Annotated in this window: 12 protein-coding genes; 10 read left to right on the top strand and 2 right to left on the bottom strand. The window is 64.8% G+C overall.

Annotated features, from left to right (window positions below):
* Nucleotides 1-58: 58 nt before the first annotated feature.
* On the top strand, nt 59-700 hold the full coding sequence (locus BM315_RS14485; RefSeq protein ID WP_090502177.1) for a TetR family transcriptional regulator: 642 nt from the start codon (nt 59-61) through the stop codon (nt 698-700).
* A gap of 108 nt (nt 701-808) precedes the next feature.
* Here BM315_RS14485 and BM315_RS14480 read toward each other — a convergent pair whose 3' ends face one another.
* A complete protein-coding gene (locus BM315_RS14480) occupies nt 809-1,729 on the bottom strand; it encodes a LysR family transcriptional regulator (protein WP_090502175.1) in 921 nt (306 codons plus the stop codon).
* 176 nt (nt 1,730-1,905) lie between these two features.
* Between BM315_RS14480 and aptA the strand changes: the two genes are divergently transcribed.
* Together aptA and BM315_RS14470 are read left to right on the top strand one after the other, a co-directional pair.
* Nucleotides 1,906-3,252, top strand: a complete 1,347-nt coding sequence (gene aptA, locus BM315_RS14475; protein WP_090502173.1) for an omega-aminotransferase AptA — start codon at nt 1,906-1,908, stop codon at nt 3,250-3,252.
* Nucleotides 3,253-3,409: 157 nt separating this feature from the next.
* Nucleotides 3,410-4,906 (top strand): CoA-acylating methylmalonate-semialdehyde dehydrogenase, encoded by a 1,497-nt coding sequence (locus BM315_RS14470; protein WP_090502171.1) that lies wholly within the window; start codon nt 3,410-3,412, stop codon nt 4,904-4,906.
* 273 nt (nt 4,907-5,179) lie between these two features.
* Here the strand turns inward: BM315_RS14470 and rpsT are convergent, their stop codons facing one another.
* Nucleotides 5,180-5,458 carry a 30S ribosomal protein S20 gene (gene rpsT, locus BM315_RS14465; RefSeq protein WP_090502167.1) on the bottom strand — a complete coding sequence of 93 codons (279 nt, stop codon included), beginning with the start codon at nt 5,456-5,458 and terminating at the stop codon, nt 5,180-5,182.
* 201 nt (nt 5,459-5,659) lie between these two features.
* Between rpsT and murJ the strand changes: the two genes are divergently transcribed.
* The 7 genes from murJ to brnA all read left to right on the top strand — a co-directional run bounded on the left by murJ (nt 5,660) and on the right by brnA (nt 12,746).
* Nucleotides 5,660-7,204: a murein biosynthesis integral membrane protein MurJ gene (gene murJ / locus BM315_RS14460; RefSeq protein WP_090502164.1), complete on the top strand. Its 1,545-nt coding sequence runs from the start codon at nt 5,660-5,662 to the stop codon at nt 7,202-7,204.
* Between the two features lie 82 nt (nt 7,205-7,286).
* The gene (gene ribF, locus BM315_RS14455) at nt 7,287-8,246 is read left to right on the top strand and encodes a bifunctional riboflavin kinase/FAD synthetase (RefSeq protein WP_090502162.1); all 960 of its coding nucleotides are present in this window, start codon (nt 7,287-7,289) and stop codon (nt 8,244-8,246) included.
* A gap of 14 nt (nt 8,247-8,260) precedes the next feature.
* Nucleotides 8,261-11,092, top strand: a complete 2,832-nt coding sequence (gene ileS, locus BM315_RS14450) for an isoleucine--tRNA ligase (protein WP_090502160.1) — start codon at nt 8,261-8,263, stop codon at nt 11,090-11,092.
* Nucleotides 11,093-11,212: 120 nt separating this feature from the next.
* A complete protein-coding gene (lspA, locus tag BM315_RS14445; protein WP_090502158.1) occupies nt 11,213-11,713 on the top strand; it encodes a signal peptidase II in 501 nt (166 codons plus the stop codon).
* Nucleotides 11,710-12,147 (top strand): FKBP-type peptidyl-prolyl cis-trans isomerase, encoded by a 438-nt coding sequence (locus BM315_RS14440; RefSeq protein ID WP_090502155.1) that lies wholly within the window; start codon nt 11,710-11,712, stop codon nt 12,145-12,147. The genes lspA and BM315_RS14440 overlap by 4 nt, the downstream gene beginning before the upstream one ends.
* Before the next feature lie 106 nt (nt 12,148-12,253).
* Nucleotides 12,254-12,526: a BrnT family toxin gene (locus BM315_RS14435; RefSeq protein ID WP_090502153.1), complete on the top strand. Its 273-nt coding sequence runs from the start codon at nt 12,254-12,256 to the stop codon at nt 12,524-12,526.
* On the top strand, nt 12,507-12,746 hold the full coding sequence (gene brnA, locus BM315_RS14430; protein ID WP_090502150.1) for a type II toxin-antitoxin system BrnA family antitoxin: 240 nt from the start codon (nt 12,507-12,509) through the stop codon (nt 12,744-12,746). Before BM315_RS14435 ends, brnA begins: the two co-directional genes overlap by 20 nt.
* Nucleotides 12,747-12,768 lie beyond the last annotated feature (22 nt).

Here is a 12,768-nt window from a genome sequence, read left to right as displayed (position 1 = left end):
TAAAGTCATTAGACTCTGCGGCCCAAACCGGAACCTGGAAAGCATCCCCTTTACCGCTATGCGCCGAACCAAAGAACAAGCCGAACAAACCCGCTGCGCCATCCTGACCGCCGCCGAGGCATTGTTTCTGGAAAAAGGCGTGGCCCACACCAGCCTGGAACATATCGCCCGCCACGCCGGGGTCACCCGTGGCGCGGTGTATTGGCACTTCGAGAACAAGGCCCACCTGTTTCACGAGTTGCTCAGCCAGGTGCGCCTGCCGCCCGAGCAAATGGCCGAGCGTTTGAGCGCCTGTGCCGGGCGCGATCCCTTGCTGGCGCTGCGCGAGCTGTGTATCGAAGCGATCGAAAACCTGGCCCGCAACCAGCAGAAGCAGCGCATCTTCACCATCCTCCTGCGCCGCTGCGAATTCACCGACGAGCTGCGCGAGGCGGAGCAGCGCCACGCCGCCTTCATCACTCAATTCATCGCCCTGGGCGAACAGCAGTTCGACCAGCCTGGCGTCAGGCCGCGTCTGCAGCCGGGCATGAGTCCACGTCTCGCCGCCCGCACCCTGCACGCGCTGATCGTCGGTCTGTTCCACGACTGGCTACGCGACCCGACGCTGTTCGAGCCCTTGAGCGACGCCGCACCCATGATCGATGCCTGCTTTCGCGGCCTGGTGCGCGACTGGCGGCAGGGATCGGCAGCGGATGGATGACGCTTGCTCGCCCGGATGCGCCCCTGTTCGCCGGGACGACCGCATGCGCGGCTGAAGCGCAACGCCGCCCGGCCGCTGCTCCGAATCGGCGAGGCCGGCAGGCGCCGCTCAGGCGCTCGCCGCCAGGCCCTCGAGAAAACTCTCCAGCACCAGGTGCGGGCGGCGCCCCTTGCGCGTCACCGCGGCCAGGCTGAGGTCGTAGAAGCGCGAGTCCGCCTTGAGCGCGCGCAGGCGGCCCTGCTGTACCCAGGCGGCGGCATAGTGGTCGGGCAGGTAGCCGATGAAGCGTCCGGTGAGGATCAGGAAGGCCATGCCCTCGCGGTCCGAGGCGCTGGCGCTGCAGTTGAGCGCCTGGTAGTGGCTCTGCACCTCGGGCGGCAGGCGGAAGGTCGGCGCGATGGCGTCCTGAGCATTCAGCCGCTGATCCTCAAGCTGCTGGTCGTCGACATAGAACAGCGGATGGCCAACCGCGCAGTACAGCAGCGAGCGCTCGTCGTACAGCGCCTGGTAGTCCAGCCCGGACAGGGCGCCGGTCTGCGGCACCACGCCGATATGCAGGCGGCCGTCGAGCACGCCTTGCTCGACCTCGCTCGGCGGGGTCATGCGGATATGGATGCGCACGTCCGGGCCGCGCTCCTTGAGCCGCGCCAGGGCATTGGTGATGCGCATGTGCGGCACCGTCACCAGGTTGTCGGTGAGGCCGATGTTCAGCTCGCCGCGCAGGTGCCGATGGAGGCCGTTGACCTCGGTGCGAAAGCTCTCCAGCGCAGCCAGCAGTTGCTGGGTCGACTGGTACACCTCGCGGCCTTCCGCGGTCAGGGCGAAGCCGGCGCGACCGCGCTGGCACAGGCGCAGGCCGAGGCGCTGTTCGAGGTCGCTCATCTGCTGGCTGATCGCGGAACGGCCGATCCCCAGCACGCTCTCGGCGGCGGAAAAACCGCCGCATTCGACCACGCTGCGAAACAGCTTGAGCAGGCGGATATCGAAGTCGCTGACCTGGGCCAGGGGATCGGGGCGGCGTGTACTCATTGTTTAGTAACCAGTTAACTAAAGATAAGAAGAGTATGGTTTTACGGACTGTATGCCCGTGGCACCTTGGCTGGCAATGACTCCGTAGGAGCGGGCCATGCCCGCGACCCGTGTCTTTCGCGGGCATGGCCCGCTCCTACGGAGAGAAAAATACCGCCCTTCCTTGCGAGGCCGCCATGAACCTGCCACAGACCACCACCCCGTCACTGGCCAGCCAGCTCAAGCTGGACGCCCACTGGATGCCGTTTACCGCCAACCGCCAGTTCCAGCGCGACCCACGCCTGATCGTCGGCGCGCAAGGCAGCTGGCTGACCGACGATCAGGGCCGCCAGGTTTACGACAGCCTGTCCGGTCTGTGGACCTGCGGCGCCGGTCACTCGCGCCAGGAAATCCAGGAAGCGGTGGCCAGGCAGCTCGGCACCCTCGACTACTCGCCGGGCTTTCAGTACGGCCATGCCTTGTCCTTCCAACTGGCCGAGCAGATCGCCGATCTGATGCCGGGCGAGCTCAATCACGTGTTCTTCACCGGTTCCGGCTCCGAATGCGCCGATACCGCAGTGAAGATGGCCAAGGCCTACTGGCGCCTGAAGGGCCAGCCGGCCAAGACCAGGTTCATCGGCCGCGCCCGTGGTTACCACGGCGTCAACATCGCCGGCACCAGCCTCGGCGGCATCGGCGGCAACCGCAAGATGTACGGCCAGTTGATGGACGTCGACCACCTGCCGCACACCCTGCAGCCGGGCATGGCCTTCACCCAGGGCATGGCCGCGACCGGCGGTGTCGAACTGGCCAACGAATTGCTCAAGCTGATCGAACTGCACGACGCCTCGAACATCGCCGCGGTGATAGTCGAGCCTATGTCCGGCTCGGCCGGGGTGCTGGTGCCGCCCACCGGTTACCTGCAGCGTCTGCGCGAAATCTGTACGCAGCACAACATCCTGCTGATCTTCGACGAGGTGATCACCGCCTTCGGCCGTTTGGGCAAGTGGAGCGGCGCCGAGTACTTCGGCGTAACCCCGGACATCATCAACGCCGCCAAGCAGATCACCAACGGCGCCATCCCCCTGGGCGCGGTGATCGCCAGCAGCGAGATCTACAACACCTTCATGCAGCAGGCCACGCCCGAGCACATGGTCGAGTTCACCCACGGCTACACTTACTCGGCCCACCCGGTGGCCTGCGCCGCCGGCCTGGCTTCGCTGGAGCTGCTCAAGCGGGAGAACCTGCTGCAGCAGTCCGCCGAGCTGGCGCCCAAGTTCGCCGCCGCCTTGCACGGCCTCAAGGGCAGCAAGCATGTTATCGACATCCGCAACTGCGGCCTGGCCGGCGCGATCCAGATCGCCCCGCGCGACGGCGACCCGGTGATCCGCCCGTTCGAGGCCGGCATGGCCCTGTGGCAGGCCGGCTTCTACGTGCGCTTCGGCGGCGACACCCTGCAGTTCGGCCCGACCTTCAACGCCAAGATGGAAGACCTCGAGCGCATGTTCGGCGCCGTCGGCGACGCCCTGAACCGCCTGGACTGAGGCAACGACAACCCCTGTAGGAGCGGGCCATGCCCGCGAACACCGCGATTCGCGGGCATGGGGCTGGGCGTCCCCCTCCGCTCCTACAACAGCACAACTATTTGGCTGGATGCCGCAACCTTCATCCACCCTACAGAATTCGATTACGGAGATTTTCATGAGCCATATCCCGCACCTGATCAACGGCCAGCGCATTGCCGGCACCGGCCGCACCGCCGACGTGTTCAACCCCGCCACCGGCGAGGTGATCCACCAGGTCGCCCTGGCCGACCGCGCCACCGTGCAGCAGGCCATCGACGCCGCCAAGACCGCCTTCCCGGCCTGGCGCAACACCCCGCCGGCCAAGCGCGCACAGATCATGTTCCGCTTCAAGCAACTGCTCGAACAGCACGAAGGCGCCATCGCCCAACTGATCAGCCAGGAGCACGGCAAGACCCTCGAGGACGCCACCGGCGAACTCAAGCGCGGCATCGAGAACGTCGAGTTCGCCTGTGGCGCGCCGCAGATTCTCAAGGGTGAGTACAACCGCAACGTCGGCCCGAACATCGACGCCTGGAGCGACCTGCAGCCTATCGGTGTGGTGGCAGGCATCACCCCGTTCAACTTCCCGGCCATGGTGCCGCTGTGGATGTACCCGCTGGCCATCGTCTGCGGCAACTGCTTCATCTTGAAGCCGTCCGAGCGCGACCCGAGTTCCACCCTGTATATCGCCGAACTGCTGATCGAAGCCGGCCTGCCCAAGGGCGTGATGAGTGTGGTCCACGGCGACAAGGCTGCGGTGGATGCGCTGATCGAAGCCCCGGAAGTCAAGGCCCTGAGCTTCGTTGGCTCGACGCCGATTGCCGAATACATCTACAGCGAAGGCACCAAGCGCGGTAAGCGCGTGCAGGCTCTCGGCGGGGCGAAGAACCACGCCGTGCTGATGCCCGACGCCGACCTGGACAACGCGGTCAGCGCGCTGATGGGCGCCGCCTACGGTTCCTGCGGCGAGCGCTGTATGGCCATCTCGGTGGCCGTGTGCGTGGGCGAGCAGATCGCCGATGCCCTGGTCGAGAAGCTGGTGCCGCAGATCCAGGGCCTGAAAATCGGTGCCGGCACGGTCTGCGGCCTCGACATGGGGCCGCTGGTTACCGCAGCGGCGCGGGACAAGGTCAAGGGCTATATCGACGCCGGCGTTGCCCAGGGCGCGAGCCTGGTGGTCGACGGCCGCGACCTGGTGGTGGCCGGTCATGAGAACGGCTACTTCGTCGGCGGCACCCTGTTCGACAAGGTGACCCCGGAGATGAGCATCTACAGCGACGAAATCTTCGGCCCGGTGCTGTGCATCGTCCGCGTCGGCAGCCTGGAAGCGGCCATGCAGTTGATCAACGATCACGAATACGGTAACGGCACCTGCATCTTCACCCGCGACGGTGAAGCGGCGCGGCTGTTCTGCGATGAGATCGAAGTCGGCATGGTTGGGGTCAACGTGCCCCTGCCGGTGCCGGTGAGCTACCACAGCTTCGGCGGCTGGAAGCGCTCGCTGTTCGGCGACCTGCACGCCTATGGTCCGGACGGCGTGCGCTTCTACACCCGCAAGAAGGCCATCACCCAGCGCTGGCCGCAGCGCGCCAGCCACGAGGCGGCGCAGTTCGCCTTCCCCAGCAACGGCTAAGCGGGTAGGGCGGTAAACGCCGCGGCGGGCGTTTGGGGCGGTCGCTGCAGGCGGGAATTTTTTCACACCCTCATGATGCCGCTCACTTAAACCAGGTGGGCGGCATTTTTTTTAGCCCAATCGGATCCGCAGAGGTCTGGCGCTGACGCTTGTCCGGGGTTCCCAGGCGTCGCGTCCGTGAGGTTGACCGGCTCGTGGTGCGAGCAGGCAATAAAAAACCGACCCTGAGGTCGGTTTTTTAACAACTGGCAGCAGTAAAGCGTGAGTCGCTTATTAAGCGGCTGCAGCTTCGCTGAGGGCCTTGATGTGGCCATTCAGGCGGCTTTTATGACGCGCTGCTTTGTTCTTGTGGATGATGCCTTTGTCGGCCATGCGGTCGATGATCGGCACAGCCAGGGTGTAAGCGGTTTTGGCTACTTCAAGATCTTTGGCTTCGATAGCCTTGACCACGTTCTTGATGTAGGTACGGACCATGGAGCGCTGGCTGGCGTTTTGGCTACGACGCTTCTCAGCCTGTTTTGCGCGTTTTTTGGCAGAAGGTGTATTGGCCACCGTCAAGCTCCTCGAAATCTGGGGGGATACAAACAAATAAGGCCGCGAATCATGCCGAGGCCGGCGTTCATTGTCAAGCCCGTTGGCTTGGTTCTAGCTGCTGTCCGTCTGCCCATTGTCGGCAAGCGGCGACATGCTGCTCGCCCTACCCAGTATCCATGCGGGTCGGTAAACTCGGCGACCTTTTCCAAGGGGTTACCTATGTCCGAGCGAGCAGGGAAGGGCGGCTTGTTACGTTCCAGCGCGGTGGTCAGTGTAATGACCCTGTTGTCGCGTGTGCTGGGCATGGTACGCGATATGGTGGTGGCCGCCTATTTCGGTTCGGGGCCGGCGGCCGACGCATTCTTCATCGCCTTCAAGATTCCCAACTTTCTGCGCCGCCTGTTTGCCGAGGGCGCCTTCGCCCAGGCGTTCGTCCCGGTCCTGTCGGAATACCGCACGCAGCGCAGCCTGGCCGAGGTCAAGCAGCTGGTCGACCGCACCGCGGGCTACCTGGGCTTGACCCTGACCGCCCTGACCGCCCTCGGCGTGGTCGGCTCGCCCTACCTGATCATGCTGTTCGCCCCCGGCTTTCACAGCGACCCGGCGAAGATGGCGCTGGCGGGTGAGCTGCTGCAGATCACCTTTCCCTACCTGCTGCTGATCTCGCTGACGGCCTTCTGTGGCGGCATCCTCAACGCCTACGGGCGTTTCGCCGTGCCCTCGTTTACCCCGGTGCTGCTGAATGTCTGCATGATCGGCGCGGCCATCTACCTGACCCCGTATTTCGAGCAGCCGATCATGGCCCTGGCCTGGGGCGTGCTGATCGCCGGGGTGGCCCAGTTGCTGTTCCAGTTGCCGTTCCTGGCGCGGCTCAGGTTGCTGCCCACGCCCAGGGTGCGGCGCGACGAGGGCGTGCGGCGGATCATGCTGCTGATGGTGCCGGCGTTGTTCGGCGTCTCGGTCAGCCAGATCAATCTGCTGCTCGATACCGTGCTCGCTTCGCTGCTGCAGACCGGCAGCGTGTCCTGGCTGTATTACGCCGACCGCCTGTCCGAGTTGCCCCTGGGCGCGTTCGGCATCGCCATCGGCACGGTGATCCTGCCGAGCCTGTCGCGCCAGCACGCCGGCGACGATCCCAAGGCGTTTTCGGCCACCATCGACTGGGCCCTGCGCATGGTGTTGCTGGTCGGGGTGCCGGCGGCGCTGGCCCTGGCGATCCTCGCCGAGCCGTTGATCGCCACCTTGTTCCACTACGGCGCGATGACCGAGCGTGACGTGCTGCAGTCGGCTGCCGCGCTGCGCGCCTATTCGCTCGGGGTGCTGGCTTTCATGCTGATCAAGGTGCTGGCGCCGGCCTTCTTCGCCCGTCAGGACCTGAAAACCCCGGTACGCATCGCGATCATCTGCATGGTGGCGAACATGGTGTTCAATCTGATCCTGATCTGGCCCTTGAAGCACGTCGGCCTGGCGCTGGCAACCTCGCTGTCGTCGCTGCTCAATACCGCGCTGCTGTTCTGGGGCCTGTACAAGATCGGCGTGTATCGGCCGGCGCCGGGCTGGGGTCTGTACGGCCTGCGCCTGCTCGGCGCCTGTGCGGCCATGGTGGCGCTGGTCTGGTGGTTGAATGTGGCGCCGAGCGAGTGGTTCGTCTGGGGCTGGCAGCAGCGCGTACTCTGGCTGGGCCTGCTGGTCGGCGGCGGGCTGCTGGCGTTTGTCGGCGCCTTGCTGGCGCTGGGGCTGCGCATGCGTCATCTGCGCCATTGAGTGCGTTTACTGCTGTGCTTTTGCCTGTAGCTTGCCGCTCGCTACAGGTATAATCGGCCACTTTATGAGCAAGAAGCGCGTTATGCAGCTGGTTCGAGGCCTACACAACCTGCGGCCCCAGCATCGGGGCTGTGTCGCCACTATTGGCAATTTCGACGGCGTCCATCGTGGCCATCAGGCCATTCTGGCGCGTTTGCGTGAGCGCGCGGCCGAGTTGGCGCTGCCCAGTTGCGTGGTGATTTTCGAGCCGCAGCCGCGCGAGTTCTTTGGCCCCGAGACGGCACCGGCGCGTCTGACGCGTCTGCGCGACAAGCTCGCGTTACTCGCCGCCGAAGGCGTCGATCGGGTGCTGTGCCTGAGCTTCAACCCGCATTTGCGCGAGCTGAGCGCCGCCGAGTTCGTGCGGGCAGTTCTGGTCGAGGGTCTGGATGTGCGCCATCTGGAGGTCGGTGACGACTTCCGCTTCGGCTGCGACCGGGTCGGCGACTTCGCCTTTCTGCAGCAGGCCGGTGAGCGCGAAGGCTTTAGCGTCGAGGCCGCCGCGACGGTCGAGCTGGATGGCCTGCGCGTCAGCAGCACCCGGGTGCGCAAGGCCCTGGCCGCGGGCGACTTCGCCCTGGCCGAGCACCTGCTCGGTCGTCCGTTCCAGATCGCCGGACGGGTGCTGCACGGGCAGAAGCTGGGTCGCCAGCTGGATGCGCCGACCGCCAATGTGCAGCTCAAGCGCAAGCGCGTGCCGCTGAGCGGGGTGTACCTGGTCAGCACCGTGGTCGACGGTCAGCCGTGGCCGGGGGTCGCCAATATCGGCGTGCGCCCGAGCGTGGCCGGCGATGGCAGTGCCCACCTGGAAGTGCACTTGCTGGATTTTGCCGGTGATCTGTATGGCCGGCGTTTGACGGTGGCATTCCACCACAAGCTGCGTGAAGAGCAGCGTTTCGCCTCCCTCGAGGCACTGAAAGCGGCCATTGCTGCCGATATTGCCGCCGCCCGTGCCCATTGGCAGGGTCAACCGCACACCCTGTTGGCAGGGCCAACCGATTAAATGAAGAGCCTGAGATGACCGACTACAAAGCTACGCTCAACCTGCCGGATACCCAGTTCCCGATGAAGGCCGGCCTGCCGCAGCGCGAGCCGCAGATTCTGCAGCGCTGGAACGACATGGGTCTGTATCAGAAGCTGCGGCAGCTGGGCGAAGGCCGGCCGAAATTCGTCCTGCACGACGGCCCGCCCTATGCCAACGGCAGCATTCATATCGGTCATGCGGTCAACAAGATCCTCAAGGACATCATCACCCGCTCCAAGACCCTGGCCGGCTACGACGCGCCCTATGTGCCGGGCTGGGACTGTCACGGTCTGCCGATCGAGCACAAGGTCGAGACCACCTTCGGCAAGAACCAGCCCGCCGACCTGACCCGCGAGCGCTGCCGCACCTATGCCGGCGAGCAGATCGAAGGGCAGAAGGCCGACTTCATCCGCCTCGGCGTGCTCGGCGACTGGGACAACCCCTACAAGACCATGGACTTCGCCAACGAAGCCGGCGAGATCCGCGCCCTGGCCGAGATGGTCAAGCAGGGCTTCGTGTTCAAGGGCCTGAAGCCGGTCAACTGGTGCTTCGACTGCGGCTCGGCGCTGGCCGAGGCCGAAGTCGAATACCAGGACAAGAAATCCGATGCCATCGACGTCGCCTTCCCGGTCGAAGATGCAGGCAAACTGGCCGCCGCCTTCGGTCTGGCCAGCCTGGGCAAGCCCGCCAGCATCGTGATCTGGACCACCACACCCTGGACCATTCCGGCCAACCAGGCGCTCAACGTCCACCCCGAATTCAACTATGCCCTGGTCGATACCGGCGATAAGCTGTTGTTGCTGGCCGAAGAGCTGGTCGAGAGCTGTCTGGCGCGCTACGGCCTGCAGGGCGAGGTGATCGCCATCGCCAAGGGCGAGGCGCTGGAGCTGATCCGCTTCCGTCATCCGTTCTATGAGCGCTTCGCGCCGCTCTACCTGGCCGACTACGTGGCCCTGGACGCCGGTACCGGCATCGTCCATTCGGCGCCGGCCTACGGCGAGGACGACTTCCGTTCCTGCAAGGGCTACGGCATGAGCAACGACGAGATCCTCAGCCCGGTGCAGAGCAATGGCGTCTACGTCGAGTCGCTGCCGTTCTTCGGCGGCCAGTTCATCTGGAAGGCCAACCCGGCCATCGTCGCCAAGCTCGACGAAGTCGGCTGCCTGCTCAAGCACGAAGTCATCCAGCACAGCTACATGCACTGCTGGCGGCACAAGACCCCGCTGATCTACCGCGCCACCGCGCAGTGGTTCGTCGGCATGGATACTCAACCCAACGAAGGCGACACCCTGCGCGAGCGGGCGCTGGCCGCCATCGAGCAGACCGCCTTCGTCCCGGCCTGGGGCCAGGCGCGCCTGCACGGCATGATCGCCGGGCGGCCGGACTGGTGCATCTCGCGCCAGCGCAACTGGGGCGTGCCGATCCCGTTGTTCCTGCACAAGGAAAGCGGCGAACTGCATCCGCGCAGCGCCGAACTGATGGAGGCCGTGGCCCAGCGCGTCGAGCAGGCGGGCATCGAAGCCTGGTTCAAGCTGGATGCCGCCGAGTTGCTCGGTGACGAGGCCGCGCACTACGACAAGATCAGCGACACCCTGGACGTCTGGTTCGACTCCGGCACCACCCACTGGCATGTGCTGCGCGGCTCCCATCCACTCGGCCACGCTTCGGGCCCGCGCGCCGATCTGTATCTGGAAGGCTCCGACCAGCACCGCGGCTGGTTCCACTCCTCCCTGCTCACCGGCAGCGCCATCGACGGCCATGCGCCCTACAAGGCGCTGCTGACCCACGGTTTCGTGGTCGACGAGAACGGTCGCAAGATGTCCAAGTCGCTGGGCAACGTGGTCGCCCCGCAGGAAGTCAACGACAGCCTGGGCGCCGACATCCTGCGCCTGTGGGTGGCGTCCACCGACTATTCCGGCGAGATGGCGGTGTCCAAGGTCATCCTCCAGCGCAGCGCCGATTCCTACCGGCGCATTCGCAACACCGCACGCTTCCTGCTGGCCAACCTCAGCGGATTCGACCCGGCGCAGCATGTGCTGCCCGCCGCGGACATGCTCGCCCTGGACCGCTGGGCGGTGGATCGCGCCCTGCTGCTGCAGCGCGAGATCGAGGAAGCCTACGACAGCTACCGCTTCTGGAACGTCTACCAGAAGGTGCACAACTTCTGCGTGCAGGAGTTGGGCGGCTTCTACCTCGACATCATCAAGGACCGCCAGTACACCACCGCCGCCGACAGCGTGGCGCGGCGTTCCTGCCAGACCGCGCTGTTCCACATCGCCGAGGCGCTGGTGCGCTGGATCGCGCCGGTGCTGGCGTTCACCGCCGACGAGCTGTGGCAGTACCTGCCGGGCGAGCGCAACGAATCGGTGATGCTCAATGGCTGGTACCAGGGCTTGAGCGAGCTGCCGCAGGACTTCGAGCTGAGCCGCGAGTTCTGGGAGCGGGTCATGGCGGTCAAGGTCGCGGTCAACAAGGAAATGGAAGGGCTGCGCGCGGCCAAGGCCATCGGCGGCAACCTGCAGGCCGAAGTGACCCTCTATGGCGAAGACGGCCTTATCGCCGACCTCGGCAAGCTCGGCAACGAGCTGCGCTTCGTCCTGATCACCTCCACCGCCAGCCTGGCGCCGCTGAGCAGTGCGCCGGCCGATGCCGTGGAGACCGAAGTGGCGGGCCTGAAACTGAAGATCGTCAAATCGGCCCACGCCAAGTGCGGCCGTTGCTGGCACCACCGCGAGGACGTCGGGATCAACCCGGCGCATCCGCAGATCTGTGGCCGCTGCGTGGACAACATCGAAGGCGCTGGCGAGGTGCGTCACTATGCGTGAGGTAGCGCACACTGCGTTGCTCCGCTCTCTCGGGGGAGAGGGCAGGGTGGGTGGCACCCCATCGCTGCAATCGCCGCATTTGATGGGTTGTCGCCCATCCTGCGATCTCGGGGGGCGCCTATGAGCGCCCGCTTCGGCAGGTTGCCCTGGCTGTGGCTGAGCCTGCTGGTGTTCGTGATCGATCAGGCCAGCAAGTTCTACTTCGACAACGCGCTGACCCTGTATCAGCAGATCGTGGTGATCCCCGGTTACTTCAGCTGGACCCTGGCCTACAACACCGGCGCGGCCTTCAGCTTCCTGGCCGGCGAATCGGGCTGGCAGCGCTGGCTGTTCGCCCTGATCGCCATCGTCATCAGCGCCGTGCTGGTGGTCTGGCTCAAGCGCCTGAAACCGGACGAAACCTGGCTGGCCATGGCCCTGGCGCTGGTACTAGGCGGCGCGCTGGGCAACCTGGTCGACCGGGTGATATTCGGCCATGTGGTCGACTTCGTTCTGGTCCACTGGCAGCACCGCTGGTACTTCCCCGCCTTCAATGTCGCGGACGCCGCCATTACTCTCGGCGCCATCCTCTTGGCGCTGGATATGTTCAAAAGCAACAAGTCCGGAGAAACCACCCCATGACTGATGTACGTATCGGCCCGGACAGGGAAGTCACCCTGCATTTCGCCCTCAAGCTGGAAAACGGCGATGTGATCGACAGCACCGAAGGCAAAGCCCCGGCCACCTTCAAGGTCGGCGACGGCAACCTGCTGCCCGGCTTCGAGCAGGCGCTGTACGGCTTCAAGGCCGGCGACAAGCGCAGCGTGCAGGTGCAGCCGGAGCAGGGCTTCGGTCAGCCCAACCCGCAGAACGTGCAGACCATGCCGCGCAGCCAGTTCAAGGACATGGAACTCTCCGACGGCCTGCTGGTGATCTTCAACGACGCCGCCAATGCCGAGCTGCCGGGCGTGGTCAAGGCCTTCGACGACAGCCAGGTGACCATCGACTTCAACCACCCGCTGGCCGGCAAGACCCTGAGCTTCGATGTGGAGATCATCGAGGTCAAGGCGCTCTGATGTCTATGTTTCGGTGCCGCGCCTGTGTAGGAGCCGGCTTGCTGGCGGTCATCGGTTGTCGAGGCTTGAGTTGTGACAGGGGTGTAATTGGTATAATTTCTATGCCATGCTGACGTTCAACTACGATGAAGCCAAGAGCCAGTCCAACCAGGTAAAGCACGGGATCGATTTCATCGTCGCCCAACGACTCTGGAAGGATCCCGACCTGTTGGAGATTCCTGCCAAGACCCAGGACGAGCCGTGCTATCTGGTCATTGGGCGCATAGCAGAAAAACATTGGTCAGCCGTGATTACATATCGGCAAGAGCACATACGTATTATTTCCGTGCGCCGCTCCCGTACGGAGGAGATAGCCCTCTATGAAAGCAGCGAAATTTGATCGGCTTGTCGACGAAGGCGAGGAGGACATCGTCTCTCATCTCGACCTCTCCCAAACGAAGCGGGCCAGGCATGAGCAAAAGCGGGTCAATGTCGATTTCCCGGTGTGGATGATCGAGTCCCTCGACCGTGAGGCCAGTCGCCTGGGCGTGACGCGCCAATCTATCATCAAGATCTGGCTGGCCGAGCGTCTGGAGCATAGTTGCGCCGCGCATCCCTGAATCCGTAGCCCGGATGAAATCC

Source organism: Pseudomonas borbori, assembly GCF_900115555.1.
GTDB classification, from domain to species: Bacteria; Pseudomonadota; Gammaproteobacteria; order Pseudomonadales; family Pseudomonadaceae; genus Aquipseudomonas; species Aquipseudomonas borbori.
Note: the sequence above shows the minus strand (reverse complement) of the source record. Positions and strands in the feature narration are given on the sequence as shown.